Annotated in this window: 16 protein-coding genes; 12 read left to right on the forward strand and 4 right to left on the reverse strand. The window is 72.4% G+C overall.

The window, feature by feature from the left end:
• Window positions 1-271 precede the first annotated feature (271 nt).
• The 5 genes from AB0E05_RS22090 to AB0E05_RS22110 all read left to right on the forward strand — a co-directional run bounded on the left by AB0E05_RS22090 (window position 272) and on the right by AB0E05_RS22110 (window position 5,491).
• Window positions 272-1,609 carry an aspartate aminotransferase family protein gene (locus AB0E05_RS22090; RefSeq protein WP_361966008.1) on the forward strand — a complete coding sequence of 446 codons (1,338 nt, stop codon included), beginning with the start codon at window positions 272-274 and terminating at the stop codon, window positions 1,607-1,609.
• Complete coding sequence (locus AB0E05_RS22095) at window positions 1,609-2,796, forward strand: mandelate racemase/muconate lactonizing enzyme family protein (protein WP_361966010.1); 1,188 nt, start codon at window positions 1,609-1,611, stop codon at window positions 2,794-2,796. Before AB0E05_RS22090 ends, AB0E05_RS22095 begins: the two co-directional genes overlap by 1 nt.
• Window positions 2,793-3,635, forward strand: a complete 843-nt coding sequence (locus tag AB0E05_RS22100; protein ID WP_361966012.1) for an amidohydrolase family protein — start codon at window positions 2,793-2,795, stop codon at window positions 3,633-3,635. The genes AB0E05_RS22095 and AB0E05_RS22100 overlap by 4 nt, the downstream gene beginning before the upstream one ends.
• An 84-nt stretch (window positions 3,636-3,719) precedes the next feature.
• Window positions 3,720-4,553: an SDR family oxidoreductase gene (locus AB0E05_RS22105; RefSeq protein WP_361966014.1), complete on the forward strand. Its 834-nt coding sequence runs from the start codon at window positions 3,720-3,722 to the stop codon at window positions 4,551-4,553.
• The gene (locus AB0E05_RS22110) at window positions 4,550-5,491 is read left to right on the forward strand and encodes a GNAT family N-acetyltransferase (RefSeq protein ID WP_361966016.1); all 942 of its coding nucleotides are present in this window, start codon (window positions 4,550-4,552) and stop codon (window positions 5,489-5,491) included. Before AB0E05_RS22105 ends, AB0E05_RS22110 begins: the two co-directional genes overlap by 4 nt.
• Before the next feature lie 18 nt (window positions 5,492-5,509).
• Here AB0E05_RS22110 and AB0E05_RS22115 read toward each other — a convergent pair whose 3' ends face one another.
• Window positions 5,510-6,451 (reverse strand): N-acetyltransferase, encoded by a 942-nt coding sequence (locus AB0E05_RS22115; RefSeq protein ID WP_361966018.1) that lies wholly within the window; start codon window positions 6,449-6,451, stop codon window positions 5,510-5,512.
• Window positions 6,452-6,619: 168 nt separating this feature from the next.
• Here AB0E05_RS22115 and AB0E05_RS22120 point away from each other — a divergent pair, with 168 nt between their 5' ends.
• Window positions 6,620-7,069, forward strand: coding sequence for a PPOX class F420-dependent oxidoreductase (locus tag AB0E05_RS22120; RefSeq protein ID WP_361966020.1), 450 nt, complete (start codon window positions 6,620-6,622; stop codon window positions 7,067-7,069).
• A gap of 84 nt (window positions 7,070-7,153) precedes the next feature.
• On the opposite strand, the gene AB0E05_RS22125 is transcribed toward AB0E05_RS22120, so the two are convergent.
• Both AB0E05_RS22125 and AB0E05_RS22130 read right to left on the reverse strand, forming a co-directional pair.
• Window positions 7,154-7,294, reverse strand: a complete 141-nt coding sequence (locus tag AB0E05_RS22125; RefSeq protein ID WP_361966022.1) for a hypothetical protein — start codon at window positions 7,292-7,294, stop codon at window positions 7,154-7,156.
• A complete protein-coding gene (locus AB0E05_RS22130; RefSeq protein WP_361966024.1) occupies window positions 7,294-8,550 on the reverse strand; it encodes a hypothetical protein in 1,257 nt (418 codons plus the stop codon). The genes AB0E05_RS22125 and AB0E05_RS22130 overlap by 1 nt, the downstream gene beginning before the upstream one ends.
• Before the next feature lie 667 nt (window positions 8,551-9,217).
• Here AB0E05_RS22130 and AB0E05_RS22135 point away from each other — a divergent pair.
• From AB0E05_RS22135 to AB0E05_RS22155, 5 genes are all read left to right on the forward strand, one after another.
• The gene (locus tag AB0E05_RS22135; protein ID WP_361966026.1) at window positions 9,218-9,991 is read left to right on the forward strand and encodes a DeoR/GlpR family DNA-binding transcription regulator; all 774 of its coding nucleotides are present in this window, start codon (window positions 9,218-9,220) and stop codon (window positions 9,989-9,991) included.
• A 104-nt stretch (window positions 9,992-10,095) separates the two neighbouring features.
• A complete protein-coding gene (locus AB0E05_RS22140) occupies window positions 10,096-11,661 on the forward strand; it encodes an APC family permease (protein ID WP_361966028.1) in 1,566 nt (521 codons plus the stop codon).
• Window positions 11,658-13,091, forward strand: a complete 1,434-nt coding sequence (locus AB0E05_RS22145) for an FGGY family carbohydrate kinase (protein WP_361966030.1) — start codon at window positions 11,658-11,660, stop codon at window positions 13,089-13,091. The genes AB0E05_RS22140 and AB0E05_RS22145 overlap by 4 nt, the downstream gene beginning before the upstream one ends.
• Window positions 13,088-14,545, forward strand: a complete 1,458-nt coding sequence (locus AB0E05_RS22150; protein ID WP_361966032.1) for an NAD(P)/FAD-dependent oxidoreductase — start codon at window positions 13,088-13,090, stop codon at window positions 14,543-14,545. Before AB0E05_RS22145 ends, AB0E05_RS22150 begins: the two co-directional genes overlap by 4 nt.
• Window positions 14,545-15,855, forward strand: coding sequence for an FAD-dependent oxidoreductase (locus tag AB0E05_RS22155; protein WP_361966035.1), 1,311 nt, complete (start codon window positions 14,545-14,547; stop codon window positions 15,853-15,855). The genes AB0E05_RS22150 and AB0E05_RS22155 overlap by 1 nt, the downstream gene beginning before the upstream one ends.
• Before the next feature lie 99 nt (window positions 15,856-15,954).
• On the opposite strand, the gene AB0E05_RS22160 is transcribed toward AB0E05_RS22155, so the two are convergent.
• Complete coding sequence (locus AB0E05_RS22160; protein WP_361966037.1) at window positions 15,955-16,608, reverse strand: pentapeptide repeat-containing protein; 654 nt, start codon at window positions 16,606-16,608, stop codon at window positions 15,955-15,957.
• A gap of 436 nt (window positions 16,609-17,044) precedes the next feature.
• Here AB0E05_RS22160 and AB0E05_RS22165 point away from each other — a divergent pair, with 436 nt between their 5' ends.
• Complete coding sequence (locus tag AB0E05_RS22165) at window positions 17,045-17,935, forward strand: universal stress protein (protein WP_361966039.1); 891 nt, start codon at window positions 17,045-17,047, stop codon at window positions 17,933-17,935.
• Window positions 17,936-18,067 lie beyond the last annotated feature (132 nt).

An 18,067-nucleotide genomic window follows, 5' to 3' on the forward strand; every position in this document is an offset into this window, starting at 1 on the left:
AACGACTCTTGACGGCGGAGAAACGGCGATCTACAGTGAGCGCACTGTTCTGCTATGTAGAACAGCGTTCTGAAAAAGCGAACGGCGCGGAAACGTCGCCCGCCGCAGGCTTCGGAACGACCACGGAACGCGCTCACCGAGGCGAGGCGACTCGACTAGACCGGGCGCGGTCCACCAGCACGCGACGACTGCCCGGGCGGATGGCACCCGCGACCGGTGGCTGTGCAGAGCCACCGGTCCGACCGACAGCAATCGACGCAAGGAGCACCGCATGACGCTCGCCGAGCGCGCCCGCCGGGTCATCCCCGGAGGTGTCAACAGCGGCCAGCGCAGCATCCCCGGCTTCACCGATCTCGTGATCACCCGTACCAGGGGCGCCCGCTTCTGGGACCAGCACGGCCGGGAATTCACCGACTACCACGCGGCCTTCGGGCCCGCCCTGCTCGGCCACAACGACCCCGACGTGGCCGCCGCCACCGCTGCCGCCGGCGCCGGACTCGCCCTGCCGGGCGTGGCCGTCACCGACGCCGAGGTCACCCTGGCCGAACGCCTCACCGACCTGCTGCCGTCCCTGGAGAAGGTGCTGCTCACCAGCACCGGCAGCGAGGCCACCTTCCACGCCCTGCGGGTGGCCCGCGCGGCCACCGGCCGCCGGCTGGTCGTCAAGTTCCAGGGCTGCTACCACGGCTGGCACGACTCCGTGAGCCTCAACGTGATCTCCGCGCCGGAGCGCGTCGGGTCCCACGACCCGACCTCCACCGGCATCCTCCCGGAGGTCCTGGACGCCACCTTGGTGCTGCGGTTCAACGACGTCGCGGCCGTGCGCCGGGTCTTCGCCGACCACGGCGACGACATCGCCGCCGTCATCCTGGAACCCGTGCCGCACAACGTCGGCGCGATCCTGCCCACCGACGACTTCCTGCGCACCCTGCGCGAGGAGTGCACCAGGGCCGGCAGCGTGCTCGTCTTCGACGAGGTCATCACCGGCTTCCGGCACGCGCTCGGCGGCTACCAGTCCATCTGCGGGATCACCCCCGACCTCACCACCCTCGGCAAGGCCATCGCCAACGGCGCCCCCATCGGCGCCCTCGGCGGCCGGGCCGACCTGATGGACCTCTTCTCCACCCGCCCCGGCGGCCCGGCCTTCTTCGCCGGCACCTACAACGGCCACCCGCAGGTCGTCTCCGCCGCCATCGCCACCCTGCGCAAGCTCACCGACGAACCGGTCCACGAGCACACCTTCCGGCTCGGCGAACGCGCCCGCACCGAACTCGCCGCGCTCTACCGCCGGCTGGAGGTGCCCGCCGTCGTCACCGGCTTCGGCTCGGTCTTCGTCACCTACTTCATGGCCGGCGAGCCCCCGCGCTCCTACGACGACCTGCTCGCCAACGACGCGGCCCGCTTCATCGGGGTGCGCCGCAACCTCACCGAGCACGGCATCTTCGAACTGCCGCTGAACCTCAAGCGCAGCCACATCTCCTACGCCCACACCGACGCCGACATCGACCACCTGGTCGAGGCCACCGAAGCCGCCGTGCGCAAGACCCTCGCCGAAGGCGGCCCCGACGACCTCGCCCACACCTCCACCATGGGCGGAGCGCAGCGCTGATGCTCACCGTCAACACCACCAGACCGGCCGGGCCCGCCGGACGCATCACCCGGGTTGAGACCCTGGTCCTCGGCACCGCCTGGCGCGACTTCGGCTACGTCCGGATCCACACCGACGAGGGCCTCAGCGGCGTCGGCGAGATCACCCATCCCTACCGCGTCGCCGAGACCTGCCAACTCGCCGAAGCCATGGGCCGGCGCCACCTCGTCGGCGCCGACCCATTCGACGTCGAAGAGATCTGGCTGCGGATGTACCAGGGCGACTTCCTGCGCGGCGGTGACGTCGGCGGCGTCGTCGTCTCCGGTGTCGACCAGGCGCTGTACGACCTGATGGGCAAGGCGCTGGGGCTGCCCGCGTACCGGCTCACCGGCGGCGCCGTCCGCGACCGGGTCCGGGTGTACGCCAACGGCTGGTACACCGGCGAGCGCGACCCCGAGGTCTTCGCCGCCAAGGCCCGCGAAACCGTCGCCAAGGGCTACTCCGCGCTCAAGTTCGACCCCTTCGGCGCCGGCCTCACCCATCTGGAGAAGGCCGAACTGCGCCGCTCGGTCGACCTGGTCGCCGCGGTCCGCGCCGCCGTCGGCCCGGACGTCGACCTCTTCATCGAGGGCCACGCCCGCTTCGGCACCGGCACCGCCCGCCGTCTCGTGCACGACCTCGCGCCGTACGACATCGGCTGGTTCGAGGAGCCGATGCCCTGGACCCACATCGAGCGCTACGCGGAGCTGCGCGCCGTCGCACCGTTCCCGATCTCCGGCGGGGAGCACTTCCACAACCGCTACGAGTACAAGCAGCTCTTCGCCACCGGCGCCGTCGACATCGTCCAGCCCGACCTGTCGATGGCCGGCGGCTTCACCGAACTGCGCAAGATCGCCGCCCAGGCCGACGCCCACGGCATGACGGTCGCGCCGCACAACTCCAACTCGCCGCTGTGCACCACCGCCTCCGTGCACGCGGCCCTCGGGATCCCCAACTTCCAGATCCTGGAGACCTTCGACGGGCTGCTGGAACCGTACGTCTTCGACGCCGTCAAGGGCGCCCTGCCCGTCGTCGACGGCCACGTCGAACTGCCCACCGCCCCCGGCCTCGGCATCGAACTGGTCGACGAGGTCTTCGCGGAGCACCCGCCGAGCCACCGCTTCTGGAACATGTTCGCCGAGGGTTGGGAGAAGAGGAACCGCACGTGATCGTCGATGTGCACTCCCACCTCTTCCGGCACAGCCACGACTTCGACGACGCCTTCCGCACCGAGTCCGCCCGCGCCCACGCCGGCGAGGTGGACCTCACCGTCCGCTTCGAGGAGTACGCCGCCACCGCCCCCGACGACACCCGCACGGTCGTCGTCGGCGGCAAGGCGCGCCGCAGCGGGCTCTGGGTCGACGACGCCGCCGTGGCCGAGTACGTACGGGCCCGCCCCGACCGGCTCATCGGCTACCTCTCCGTCGACCCCACCCAACCGGGCTGGCAGGACGAACTGCGCCACGGCCACCAGGACCTCGGCCTGCGCGGCATCAAGATCATGCCGATGTACGCCGGGTTCAACCCGGCCGACCCGGCGTACGACGACCTCTTCGCGTACGCCGAACGGCACGGGCTGCCGATGCTGGTCCACACCGGGACCACCTTCGTCTCCCAGGCGCCGCTGGAGTACGCGATGCCGCGGCACCTGGACCCGGTCGCCATGCGCCACCCCGAGCTGCGGATGGTCCTCGCCCACCTCGGCCACCCCTTCGAGGGCGAGTGCATCGCCGTCATCCGCAAGCACCGGCACGTCTACGCCGACGTCAGCGCCCTGCACTACCGCCCCTTCCAGCTCTGGCACAGCCTGCGGCTGGTCCAGGACTACGGCGTGTGGGACAAGCTCCTCTTCGGCAGCGACTACCCCTTCACCACGGTGAACGACTCCGTCGAGGGACTGCGCCGGATCGCCCGCGTCCCGGGCATCCCCGGGCTCGACCCGCTCGACCAGGACGCGGTCGAAGCCCTGATCCACCGCCCCGCGCTGGAGCTCCTCGGCCTCGACTGAGCCGGCCAGGACCGGGCCCGGGCGCCTTCCCCGCGCCCGGGCCCCTCGGACCTCCACCCGCCCGACCCACCAGGAGCGTTCCCCATGCACCGCTTCGACCTCACCGGCCGCACCGCCCTGGTGACCGGTGCCGCCCGCGGCCTCGGCCGGGCCTTCGCCAGCGCGCTCGCCGAAGCCGGCGCCGACCTCGTCCTCGTCGACCTGCCCGGCGCCCCGGGGCTCGCCGAGACCGCCGACCTGGTGCGCCGCACCGGCCGCACCGCGCACCCGTACGAGCAGGACCTCGCCCGCACCGACGAACTCGCCGCCTTCGCCGACCGCGTGCGTGAGGCCGTGGGACCGCTGCACGTCCTGGTCAACAACGCCGGCGTCGCCGCCCTGGAACGCTTCAACGAGATCACGCCCGAGAGCTGGTTCCGCGTCATGCGGGTCAACCTCGACGCCGTCTTCTTCCTCACCCAACGCATCGCCGAACACATGGTCAACGACCGGGTCGCCGGCCGGATCATCACCGTCACCTCCAAGAACGGCCTGGTCGCCGAGGCCGGACTCGCCCACTACAACGCCTCCAAGGCCGCCGCCGAACTGCTCAGCCAGACCCTCGCGATCGAACTCGCGCCGCACGGCATCACCGTCAACACCCTGGCGCCCGGCATGGTGGAAACCCCCATCGACGGCGAGTTTCCCTTCGACCGGGACGCCTTCGAAGCCGCGTACCGCGAACGCATCCCGCTGGGGCGCTACGCCCGACCCGAGGAGTGCACCGGGGCGCTGCTGCTGCTCGCCGGTGACGAAGGCAGCTACCTCACCGGCAGCCGCATCGTGGTGGACGGCGGAGTCCTCGCCGACCAGATGCCCCGCACCCGCTTCATGCCGCCCTACCGCAGCACGCTCCCGTCGGCGGACCCCGCGCCATGACGCCCGCGTACCGCACCGCCCGCCCCGACGACGAAGCCGCCTTGGGCGCGCTGTGGACCACGGCCTTCACCGGCGCCCCCGTCGAGCAACTGTGGCGGCTGGCCCCCGAACGCCACCGGCGCACCCTCGTCGCCGTCGACGGCGACGACGTGGTGTCTGCCCTGCACTACCAGCCCCGCCCCCTGCGCTCGGCCACCGGAACGGTCGAACGCGTCGGGTGCGTCGGCTCGGTGGCGACCCTGCCCCGGGCCCGCGGACGCGGCCACGTCCGCGCCCTGCTCGCCGCCGCCGTCCACGCCATGACGGCCGACGGCTGCGCCTGGTCGCTGCTGTTCACCGACACCCCCGGGGTGTACGAGGGCGAGGGGTGGCAAACCTTCTCCCGCCCCACGTGGCACGGACCGCCCGCCGGCCCCGCCACCCGACCCGCACCCGAGGTGCACGTCAGACCGGCCCGGGCAGCCGACCGGGCGCCGCTCGCCGCGCTGCACGACGCGTACGACGCACACCGCCCGCTCACCACGGTCCGCACCGCCGACGACTGGGCGCACCGGCTCCCCGCCTGGTACGCCCCCGTCACCACCGACACCCTCGTCGCCGAGGACGCCGCCGGGCGCCGCGTCGGATACGTCGTCCTGCGCCGCCACGACGACGGCACGACGGACCTCGACGAGATCGCGCTCGGCGCCGCAGCTCCGGCCGAACCCCTGGCCGGGGCGCTCTTCGCAGCCGCGGCCGAGCGGGCCGGGCCGGGCGCCGTCCGCGTGCACCTGCCCGCCGACGGCGCGGTGCTGGCCGCCCTGCCCGCCCTCCTGGCCGAAGCGTGGGTCACCGACGACCGCACCGGCATGGCCCGTCCGCTGCACGCCACCACGGCGGCGGTACGGGCCACGGTCACCGCGCCCGGTGCGACCCACTGGCACGGCGACTCCTTCTGACGCCGCGCCGGTCGGCAGCTACCGCGGACGGTGCGTCCAGCCGCGGGCCGTCAAGGTCAGCTCCTGGAAGCCGAGCGAAGCCAACAGGGCCCGCTCCGCCGGCTCGTCGTCGTCGGCGTAGGCGAGCAGCCGATCGACGCCGGCCAGCGCCAACCAGCGGCGGGCCTCCCCGAACAGCCACTCCGTCAGCCCCGCCAGCGGCTCGTCCGGCAGATCGAGGTCCGCGACGTCCGCTGTGCCGCCGGAGCGGGCGAGCCGCTCGGGACGGTCGAGTTGGGTGTCCAGTTCGACGTACGCCACGTCCGCACCGTCGAGCCGGGCGACCAGCCGGGTGCCCAGCGGGCCGAGGACCCGGCGGACGGTCAGCCCCGGCAGCGGCGCCGGCCCCGGGGCGGGGAGGGCGTCGACCGGGGCGAGCAGGACGACCTCGACGTCTCCGGTGTGGACGAAGCCGGCGCGCTCGATGACGGCGCGCACATGGGGCCAGACGTCGGGGACGCCGTACACCCCGGGCACCGGCAGCCGGCCGTCGACGCCGCGGGTGCGGACGTGCCAACGGCTGAACTGCGCCAGGCACGCGGACATCAGCACCTCAGCGGCCGTCGAGCCCGGGGCCTCGCCTTCGGCGCCCTCGGGGTCGGCGGGGTCGGCGGGCACATGCAGGAACCACTCCACCAGCCCGGCATCGCGGTAGTCCTCGCCGACGTCCGGGGCGTTGCGGTAGCGCAGCAGGTGCGCGGCGGCCACGACGCGCTGCCGCTCCTGCGCGACCAGGGTGACGCGCTCGGCCACCCACGGATCGGTGACGTACTCGTCGGGGTGGCGCTCCATGCTGCTGAGGACGGTGTTCACCGACGCGACGGCACCGGGGACGACGGCGGCGGCGTGCGCGTTGACGAGCGCGGTCAGCTGATCGCGGTCCTCGCGGTGGAAGGGGCGCACGTACACGGAAGAAGACACGACAGGGCCTCCGGAGAAAACGGTCGGGGGAGGCCGCCATGAGGTGCGGTACCCGGTCACCGTAACACCTCACCAAGACCCCGGCGCTGTCGGGAACCACCCGAACCGGCGCGCCCCAGAGCCTAGGGTGAAGCCCACAAGATCAGTCGGCTGACCGAGAGGTGACGCATGAGTGCGATGAGTCCGCAGATCAGGGAGCGGGTCGACGGGGCGTTCTTCTGGTTCGTGGCGACCGTCACGTCCGACGGCGCGCCCCACGTCAGTCCCATGTGGCTGGGGAGCAAGGGCGACCTGCTGCTGTTCAACACGGCCCACGGCCGGATCAAGGAGCGCAACCTGCGCCACGACCCCCGCGTGTACCTCTCGAACGTCGCCCCCGGCGACCCGTACGACCGGGTGCAGATCCAGGGGCGCGTGGTGGGCTTCGTCGACGGCGCCGAGGCGGACCTGGACATCGACCGGCTCGCGCAGAAGTACCTGGGCACGGACTTCTCCGAGCTGCGGGTGCCGGGGGAGCAGCGGGTGAGCGTGCTCATCGAGCCGCTGCGGGCCCGGCACATCGTGGGTGTGGAGAAGTTCCCCGAGGGCGTCCTGGGACAGCAGGCCGACCGGGGCTGACGGCCCGTGGGGACCGGAACACGGGCGCCCGCACGTCCAGCGGGCGCCCGTGGGCCGATCTCCCCTTCGGCTCTTTGCCGTCGCTCAGCCCCTCGGCACGGAGCGCGGTTCGGAGATCTCCGGCAGGGACGGCTGCATCCGTCGGTGCGTGGGCAGGTCGACGAGGTCGTCCGCGGACACCGGGGGGTGCGTGAGCGGGTGTTCGCCGCGTCGTGGGGTGTCCATCAGCGCTCCCTCACCAGCCACGCGTACTTCCCCGACGCCCCGATGGGGATCCTGGTGCGGTGCACGGCGCTGCACGCGAAGCCGGTCAGGTCGCTGGTGAGCTTCTCCAGCGCGGTGCTCGCCGCGTCGTCCAGCGGAGCGCCGTCGAACGTGGTGTACCGCAAGGTCGCCTCGCGCGGCCCGGTGGTGCGCAGTTGGCTGAGGAAGATCCGGGGCGAGGCGGCCGTGACGCAGGCGTCCAGGTCGCCCTGTGAGACGGGGCCGTCGGCGGTGGGCAGCAGTTCCTTCTCCCGGCCGCAGAACTGCACGACCTTGGCGGGGTCGGGGCTGTCGTCCGTGGTCCGCACGCAGTCCCCGGAGCGGTAGCGCACCAGCGGCATGTACGGGTTGCGGACGCTGGTGACGATCAGGCCGTGCAGAGCGCTGCCCGGGGCGAGCGGCACCAGCTCGACGCTCATCCGGTCGAGGTGGGGGTGGTACTGCCCGGTCGCGTCGCTGTAGTAGAGGTAGCCGAGTTCGGTGCTACCGAACAGGTCGACGACCGGGCAGCCGAGGTGGTGCTCCAGGTACTGCCGCACGTTCGCGGGGGTGTACTCGTACGCCGTGACGACGCTTGCGGGACGGGGGAAGTCGTCCCAGACGCCCCACGCGAGGGCCTTGCGCACCAGGTGGGCCAGGTGCAGGCCCGAGCAGTCGAGGTGGTACCAGCCCCGGGGGTGGACCCGGCGTTCCGAGCGGATCTCGCCGACCATCCGCTCGATGTCGTCGCGCTCCCACTGCTCGGGATCGAGACGGAGGTTCAGATAGACCGTGCGGTCGTCGAGGCGCCGGTCGGCGAGCGACGGCAGCGGATCCGGGGTGGCCCCGCGCTTTGCGGCGTTCACACGGGCGACGTGCTCGGTCGCCAGCACCGTCGTCAGCGACACCCGGCGGCAGTCCTCGCGGAAGGTCCGACCGATGTCCGGGTGGTCGTTCCACAGCCGGTAGTAGGTCTTCAGCAGGAAGTACGGCGGTCTGATCAGCCGCATCCGGGCGTGGTTCGTGCCCGTGGAGAGCACGTACTCCGCCTCGCCCCGCTTCAGCGCCGCCGCCAGCTGGGGCGTCATCCAATTGTCCGGAAATCCCCGGGCTATTTCCGATTTCTCAAGAATGGGGAACCATCCGCGTTCGATGGAGTCCCGATAGATGGGGATGTCCCGGATCTGGTCGATGACGTCGGTGGTGGGTTGACCGTCCGTGTGCGCGCTTTCGGGCATGTTCGTGACCACATTTCGCCGTTTCGCGGTTTCGCGATTCATCTCGGGGGCGAGCGCGCCGCGCCGACGGGTCTTGCACGGGGACCGGGCGGCGGTCGGAGGGCGCCGCCCGGTCCCCGCGGCTCGGTGCGCCGTGGGACGGGACCGGTCAGGAGACGCTGCCGGCCTGGGCCATCTTCTTGATGAGTTGATCCATGTCGGCCTCCATCGGTCGGGCGGCGCGGAGGCCGCTTTTTCCGTTGTCAGGAAGCTATGGAATGTGACGCTCCACTGTCAATCAAATTCCCTATTCGCTTGATGAGAGACTGTTCATGAAAACCTTGATGAGAGTATTCATGAGAAGAATTTCATGACGAAATTGCCTGGGGCGTCCTTGGCTCCACCGCGGAACCGGCGAACCGGTGAACCGGCGAACCGGTGAACCGGTGAACCGGTGAACCGGTGAACTACGGAACTCTCGGACTGCGGTCCGCGGACCGCAGTCCACGTTCGGCGGGAGGGGATCGCTCGCCGCCCGACGTTCGACCGTGCATGGTGCAGCCCTCGGAGCGGGGTGCCGCTCGACTTTCGCTCGACCTCTTGACGAAGCTTCGGTCATCAATCCACACTTCCAGTCAAGCTCGGTCAGATCCGGGCGGTCCAGAGCGGCCCCAGTCAGGAGGTTGTGATGCTTCCAGCAGAGCGCCATCGCCGCATTTCCGCCGTGGTCGACCGGGTCGGCACCATCAGCACGGAGGACCTGGCGGACCAGCTGGGCGTGTCGGCGGAGACCGTCCGCCGAGACCTCGGCCAGATGGAGCGGCGCGGCGTCCTGCGCCGCGTCCGCGGCGGTGCCGCCTCCCTCGCCGTCGTCCAGGGCGTCGGTGGCGAGGAAGCCTCCTTCGCCGATCGCGCCACCTCCCAGACCGAGGCGAAGGCCGCCATCGGCCGGGCGGCGGCCGACCTGGTGCGCCCCGGCATGACGGTCGCGATCGACGTCGGCACCACGGCCGTCGAGATCGCCCGCGCCCTCGCACCGGACTTCCGCGGCACCGTCGTCACGCCCTCCCTCCAGGTGGCCGGCATCGTCGCCGCCCTGCCGCAGGCCGTCGTCCTGCTGCCCGGCGGCCGGGTGCGCGGCGGCGACCTGGTCTGCTCCGGCCCGGGCACGGTCCGCTTCTTCGCCGACGTCTTCGCCGACCTTGCGTTCATCGGCTCCGGCGGCATCGACGCGAGCGCCGGCGTGACCGACTTCCACTACGAGGAGATCGCGACCAAGCAGCAGATCCTGACCAACAGCGCCCGCGCCTACGTGGTGGCGGACGGGAACAAGTGGGGACGCGTCGTCGGGCACCGCGTGTGTGCCGTCGGCGACGTGACGGGGGTGATCACCGACGCGTCCGCGGACACCGACCTCACCGCGGTCGTGAAGGACACCGGGTGCGAGGTGGTGGTGGCCTGACGACGCGCCCCCGGCGCGCGCGGCCACCCATGCCCGCACCACGGACTTCAGCCTCATCAGCTTCCGCTCGCCACCGAGAGCGGGGTCGTGAAAGGAAACGCTCCATGGCCACCCAGGAGTCAGTGAGCACCGACGGCGCCAGACCGCAGGGGTCCGGCGCCCGGCCGGAGATGAAGCGGGAGCTGACCCGCTACGCCTCCTTCGCCATGGCGTTCGGCTTCGTCTCGATCGCCACCGGCATCTTCACCACCTACGGATCCGTGCTGAACAGCTCCGGTCCGCGCGGCATCTTCGCCTGGCCCATCGCCGTCCTCGGGCAGCTCTCCGTCGCCCTGGTCTTCGGCGCGCTCGCCGCCCGCATCCCCATCAGCGGCTACGCCTACCAGTGGGTCTCCCGCCTGGTGAACCCGGTGTGGGGCTGGATCATGGGGTGGATCTCCTTCTCCTTCCTCGGCGTGGTCGTGGTCGCGGTCGACTACACCATCGCCTCGACGATCCTGCCGGAGCTCTTCCAGTACCAGGGCACCCAGCAGAACGCCTGGGCCATCACCGCCGTGGTCGTCCTCCTCCAGGCCGTCCTGGTGGCGAGCTCGACCCGGGTGACGCACTCCGTCAACAAGACCGCGGTCACCATCCAACTCGTCGGCATGATCGCCCTGACCGTGCTGCTGTTCGCGGTCGGAGGCTTCAGCGGCAAGCTGGACTTCGGCACCCTCTTCCAGACCGCGCCCGTCGCCGAAGCCGGCTACTACAGCCTCGGCACCGCCGGTCACGTCGGCCCCTTCGCCCTCGCCTTCCTCCTCGGCGCCTTCACCATCGTCGGCTTCGAGTCCGCGGCCAACCTCGCGGAGGAGACCCGCGACCCGGCCCGCGTCATCCCCAAGGCCATGGTCCAGGCCGTGCTGTCGCTGGGCGTCCTCGGTTTCCTGTTCCTGATCGCCATCACCGCGCTGATCGAGGACCCGGCGAAGCTCGCCCAGTCGGACACCCCCGTGGCCACCGTCATCACCGCGGTCCTCGGCTCCGGGATCGGCAAGGGGCTCCTGGTCCTCGTGGTGATCTCGATCTTCTCCTGCGGCCTGGTCATCACCATGAGCGGTACGCGCCTGGTGTGGGCCATGTCCCGGGACGAGCGCTTCCCCGGCTGGCGGGCGCTGCGCAGGATCCACCCCCGCCGCGGCACCCCGCTGAACGCGACGCTCTTCATCTTCCTCGTCGCCCAGGCGGTCCTGGCGAGCTTCGCGATGACGACCGACGCCCTGTTCTCGCTGTTCTCCGCGGCCACCCTGCTGCCCGCCATCATCTACGCGGGCACCGTCCTGATGTACGTCGTCAAGCGCAAGTCCCTGCCGCCCACCCAGGGCTTCTCCCTGGGCCGCTGGGAGATCCCCGTCATCGTGGTGGCGTCCGTGTGGCTGGTCTACGAGCTGTTGATCTTCCGCGACGCCTCCTTCCGCGACCCCTGGCTGTACGTCCTCGTGCTGTTCGCCATCGGCGCGGTGTACTTCGCCTTCCTGCTGGTGCGCCGCGGCGTCGCCGGGCTCACCATGCCCGACATGGCCGACGTCGACCGCGCGCTCGACGACACCGACGCGAACGCCGCCCCGGCGACCGTCCCCGCCCCCACATCCGCCCCCGCGGACGAAACGACCGAGGTGTCCGACCGATGACCGTCGTCCTCGCCATCGACCAGGGCACGTCCGGCACCAAGGCGATCGTGGTGGACGGCGCCGGCCGCACCCTCACCATCGCCGAGGCCGAACTCCACCCCCGCTACGGCGAGGGCGGCCTGGTCGAACAGGACCCCGCGGCCCTGCTCGCCTCCGTCCTCGACACCGGGCGGCGCGCCGTCGCCGACGCGGGGCGCCCGATCGACGTGGTCGCCCTCGCCAACCAGGGCGAGACCGTCCTTGCCTGGGACCCGCGCACCGGGGCGCCCCTGTCGGACGCGGTCGTCTGGCAGGACCGCCGGGCCGAGTCCGTCTGCGCGGAACTGGGCGAGCACGCCGCGATGGTCGCCGCCCGCACCGGCCTCGTCCTCGACTCGTACTTCTCCGCGCCCAAGATGGCCTGGCTGCGGCGGAACGTCACCACCGAAGGCGTCGTCACCACCGTCGACACCTGGCTGCTGCACCACCTCACCGGAGAGTTCGTCACCGACGTCGCGACCGCCAGCCGCTCCCTGCTCCTAGACATCGACCGGGCCGACTGGGACCGGGAGCTGGTCGACCTCTTCGGCCTCGGCGGCGAGCGGCTGCCCCGCATCGTCGCCTGCGACGAGGTGATCGGCACGACCCGCGCCTTCGGCGGCGAGGTCCCCGTCGCCGGGCTCGTCGTCGACCAGCAGGCCGCACTGCTGGCCGAGGGGTGCCTGGACGCGGGGGAGGCCAAGTGCACCTTCGGCACCGGCGCCTTCCTGCTTGCCAACACCGGCGCCACCGCGGTGCGCTCCACCTCGGGGCTGACCTCGTCCGTCGCCTGGCGGGCCGCCGGCGCCACCCCGTACTGCGTCGACGGACAGGTCTACACCGCCGCGTCCGCGGTCCGTTGGATCCGCGACCTCGGCTTCATACGGACCGCGAGCGACCTGGACTCCGCGGCGGCGAAGGAGTCCGACGGCACGCTCTGCGTGCCCGCCCTCGCCGGGCTCGCCGCCCCCTGGTGGCGCCCTGACGCCACCGCCACCTTCACCGGCATGACGCTCTCCACCGGCCCCGGACACCTGGTCCGCGCCGTCCTTGAGGGCATCGCCGCCCAGGTCGCCACCCTGTGCGACCTGGTGGCGACCGACCTGGGGGCGCCGCTGACCCGGCTGCGTGCCGACGGCGGCCTGACCCGCAGCGCCACCCTGATGCAGGCCCAGGCCGACCTCGCGCAGATGCCGGTGGACGTCTACCCCTCCGCCCACGCCACCCCGCTGGGTGCCGCCGCACTGGCGCGCCTGGCGCTCGACCCGCACCTCACCCTCCGCGAAGCCGTCGGGCAGTGGCAGCCGTCGGCCGGCTACGAACCCGTGTGGTCGGCGGAGCGGGCGGCGCAGTTCCGCAGTACATGGACGGCGGTCGCCGAGGCCACCGTCCGCAAGGGAGATCTGACATGAGCAAGACCCCAGGCAGCACCAACGCCCCGGGGACCGATGCCGCCACCGTCCACGACGTCGTCGTGATCGGCGGCGGGATCGTCGGCGCCGCCATCGCCCGCGACCTGGCGGGCCACGCGGTGACCGTCGCACTGGTCGAAGCCCGGTCCGACGTAGGGGACGGCACCAGCAAGGCCAACACCGCCATCCTGCACACCGGGTTCGACGCGACGCCCGGCACGCTGGAGTCCCGCCTCGTCCAGCGCGGCTACGAACTGCTGTCGGACTACGCCCGGGACACCGGCATCCCCGTCGAACACACCGGCGCCGTCCTCGTCGCCTGGAACGACGAGGAACTCGCCGCCCTGCCCGCCCTCAAGAAGAAGGCCGAAGCCAACGGGTACCACGCCTGCGCGCTCATCGGCCCCGACGAGGTGTACGGGCTCGTCCCCGCCCTCGGCGACGGCGTGCTCGGCGGCCTGACCGTCCCCGACGAGTCCATCATCTGCACCTGGACCACCAATCTCGCCCTCGCCACCGACGCACGGCGGCGCGGCACCACCGTCCTGCTCGACCACCCCGTCACCGGCGTCACCGTCGACGAGGACGTCACCACCGTGCACACCGAGGCGGGCCCCGTCCACGGCCGTTGGGTCGTGAACGCCGCCGGTCTCGGCGCCGACCGCCTCGACGCCCTCTTCGGGCACCGGCGGTTCACCGTCACCCCGCGCCGCGGCGAGCTGTTCGTCTTCGACAAGCTCGCCCGCCCCCTGGTCGACAGGATCGTGCTCCCCGTCCCCACCTCCCGCGGCAAGGGCGTCCTCGTCTCGCCCACCGTGTACGGCAACGTCATGCTCGGCCCCACCTCCGAGGACCTGACCGACCGGGGCGCCACCGGCACCTCCGAAGACGGCTTCGCCTTCCTGTTGGAGAAGGGCGAACGGCTGATGCCCCGCCTCCTCGACGAGGAGGTCACCGCGACGTACGCCGGACTGCGCGCCGCCATCGACCACCCGGACTACCTCATCGAGGCCGACGCCGACCAGCGCTACCTCCTCGTCGGCGGCATCCGCTCCACCGGGCTGACCGCCGGCATGGCCATCGCCGAACACGTCCGCGGACTGCTGGCCGGGGCCGGCCTGGTCCTCAAGGAACGCGACGACCTGCCCGAGCCGCCGACGATGCCGTACATCGGCGAAGCCGCCGTGCGCCCCTACCAGGACGACGAGAAGATCGCCGCCGACCCCGCGTACGGAGAGGTCGTCTGCTTCTGCGAGCGGGTCACCGCGGGCGAGGTCCGCGACGCCTGCCACGCCGAGCTGCCCGCCCGCACCCTCGAAGGGCTGCGGCGGCGCACCCGCGCCATGAACGGCCGCTGCCAGGGGTTCTTCTGCGGCTCAGCCGTCCAGCAGCTCATGAACGACCACCGCACCGGGCAGGGTTGCACCCGCCCGTGCCACGAGGTGACCACCTGATGACCGACCAGACCGACCAGCTCCAGCCGGCCACCCCCACCACGGCGCGGCCCGCCCCCGCGGGACGCACCCTGACCCCGGACGTCCTCGTCATCGGCGCCGGCCCCGCCGGACTCACCGCCGCCACCGCCCTCGCCCCGCGCACCACCGGCGACGTCCTCGTCCTCGACCGGGAGAAGGAAGCGGGCGGTATCCCCCGCCACAGCGACCACACCGGCTACGGCCTGCGGGACCTGCACCGCGTCCTGACCGGCCCGGCGTACGCCCGACGCCTCACCGACGCCGCCCTCGCCGCCGGCGCCGTCGTCAAGACCCGGGCCACGGTCACCCACTGGGCCGGGGACCTCGCCGTCGACGTCACCAGCCCCGAAGGTCGCTTCCGCGTCGAACCGAAGGCGATCGTGCTCGCCACCGGCGCCCGCGAACGTCCCCGCAGCGCCCGGCGCGTCCCCGGCGACCGGCCCGCCGGCGTCTACACCACCGGACAGCTCCAGAACGCCGTCCACCTCCACCACCAGGACGTCGGCCGGCGCGCGGTCGTCGTCGGCGGCGAACTCGTCAGCTGGTCCGCCGTCGTCACCCTGCGCGAGGCGGGTTGCGCGGTCGCCCTGATGGCCAGCGAGTACGCGCGCACCGAGTCGTACGCCGCCTTCGTCCTCGGCGGCCGGGCGCTGCTGAAGGTCCCCGTCGCCCATCGCACCCGGGTGGTGCGGATCATCGGCAAGCCCCGCGTGGAAGCCGTGGAGATCGAGCACCTGGACACCGGCCGGCGCCGCACCGTGGAGTGCGACACCGTCGTCTTCACCGGCGACTGGATCCCGGACCACGAACTCGTCCGCAGCGGCGGACTCGACCTCGACCCGGGCACCCGCGGCCCCCTCGTCGACACCGCGCTGCGCACCAGCCGCCCCGGCGTCTTCGCCGCCGGCAATCTGCTGCACCCCGTGGACACGGCCGACGTCGCCGCCCTCGACGGCCGGCACGTCGCCGACCAGGTGGCGTCCTGGCTCGCCTCCGGCGGCGCCCCCGCGGAGGCCGCCCCGGTGCGGCTGCTCGCCGAGGCCCCCCTGCGCTGGGTCTCACCGGGGCTGCTGCGCCCGGGCGACCCGGCGCCGCCGCGCCGTCGACTGCTGCTGTGGACGGACGAGTTCGTCCGCGTGCCGCACGTCACCGTGAGCCAGCAGGGCCGGGTCGTCGCCGAGCGCCGACTGGCCTGGCCGGCCGCGCCCGGGCGGATGTTCCGCGTCCCGTGGTCCGCACTGCGCGGGATCAGCCCGCACGGCGGCCCGGTCACCCTCGGACTGCGCTGACCACCGCTTGCCCGCCCGACGGCCGCCGCGACGGCCGTCGGGCCGTACGCCCCCGTCCCGTACGCCCCCGTCCCGTACGCCCCCGTCCCGTACGGGGGGTCAGCGGTCCTGTACGACGATGCCGAGCGTCTGGGCGAACAGCGGGGCGAAGTCCAGCAGTTGGCCGGTGCTGATCGTGGCGCCCTTCAGCGACTCCACTCCGGCGCTGATCCCCAGGCGCTCCGCGCCCCGCAGGTCCACGTCCTTCATCCGCGCCTGCGGGAACCGGGCGTCCTCCAGGGCGGAGCCGGGGAAGGAGACCCGGGTCAGTTCCGCGCCGGCGAAGTCGACGTCCCGCAGCAGACAGTCGACGAAGGTGACGTCCCGCAGCGTGGTGGACCGCAGGTTCACGGAGTCGAGCTTGCACTGGTGGAAGGTGACCCGGTGCAGTTGCGAGCCGAACATCTCCAGCCCGGCGAGCGAGCCCGCCACCACCTCCGTGTCCATCCAGTGGGTGTCGACCAGGTCCGTGGCGACGAACCGCACGGTGTGCATCCAGACGTCGTTGAAGCGCGCCCGGCGCATCCGCCCGCCGGTGAAGGCCGTCGAGGTCAGCGCGGACTCCGTGAAGCGCACGGCGCCGCCGTCGAACGCGTCGTAACTGCCTCCGTCCACGTGGACGCAGTCGAGGTCGTCCTCCTGGCGCAGCTCGCCGTCGAGCGGCCGGAGGTGTGCCGCGTACGGAAGTTGGGACAGGGCGCGGGGTGCGGGCATGACGGGGCCTCACAAAGGGCTCGGCTCACGGAAGGGGCAGCGCGGGCACAGCGCAGGTGCCACCGGCGGCACTGGCGACCGCCTCGGCGCGCCCCTCACGTTACCCCAGGTCAGAGCGGCGAAAAAGCGCATCTTGAAGGTTTCCGAGAGGGTGCCGGGACGGCTCTCGGTGGGGTCGTGTGCGGCCTTTTCGGCGTCGCCCCACGGGTGGCTTGCGGGCGGTGTGCGTTCGTCGCTCACAGGGCCGCGTGGGCGTTTTGGGCTTCGCGGGGACGGAGGGGCTCGTGAAGGACTTCGGGCCTGGCCGGTCGGCCCGGAGCACGGGACCTGTGGGGGTGCGCTCCGGGACCTCGTGCCCCTCGCACGCGCGCGCACGAGCACCCATGCTGGAAAGCGGGATCACCGACGATCCCGCACGTTCCAGGAGGTGTGCAGCATGCCCAGCACCAGCACCAGGCCCGTCACCGTGGGCCTCGACGGCTCCCGCGAGAGCCTGGCCGCCGCCGAATGGGCGGCCCGGGAGGCCGTCCTGCGCGGACTGCCGCTGAAACTGGTCAACGTCTGGGAGCCGGTGCCGATGGCCGCCCGAGCCACCTTCCTCGGAGTGGAGAGCCAGCAGCACTGGGTGGAGCGGGTGCCGCGCGAAGCGGCCGAAGGGGTACGGGCCCGCCACGGTGAGCTGGACGTCGCCATCGACCAGCTCACCGGCCGCCCGGGCGACGTGCTGCCGAAGGTCGCCGACGAGTCGGCGCTCCTCGTGCTCGGCTCCCGCGGGCTGAGCAGCTTCGGCGGCTTCCTCGTCGGCTCCGTCGGCCAGGCCGTCCTCGCCACCGCCCAGAGCCCCCTCGTCTTCGTCCGCGCGCCCGAGGAAGGGGCCGACGAGGAGACCGCCGACCAGGGCGCGGGGACCGTCGTTCTCGGCCTGGACGCCAACGAGCCCGACGACGCCCTGATCCGCTACGCCTTCGAGGACGCCGAGCGCCGGAGCGCCGCGCTGCGCGTGGTGCACGCCTGGTCGCTGCCGCCGTACTTCGCCTACGGACTGCCGCCGGACCCGGTGCTCGACGCCGAACTGGAGAAGCAGGAGACCGCCACCCTCAAGGAGGTGCTGGCTCCTTGGCGGGCCAAGCACCCGGGCGTCACGGTCGACGAGGCGCCCACCGTCGGCAAGACCGCGGACGTGCTGGTCGCGGCGGCCGAAGGGGCGACCCTGCTGGTCGTGGGCCGCCGCATCCGCAAGGCGCCCTTCGGCGGTCGCATCGGATCCGTGGCCCACGCCGTGCTGCACCACGCGACCTCCCCGGTGGCCGTCGTCCCGCACGCCTGACCGCCCCTCGGCCCCGGCCGGCCGGGACGCCGTTGCCCCGGCACCCTTTGCAGACCGCAAAGGGTGCCGTCAGCACTGGATGAAGCCGGTCCGCAGGTGATCGACGAGGGCAGCGAATCAGGGGCGCTGGGG

It is taken from the genome of Streptomyces sp. NPDC048057 (assembly GCF_040653095.1).
Taxonomy (GTDB): Bacteria; Actinomycetota; Actinomycetes; order Streptomycetales; family Streptomycetaceae; genus Streptomyces.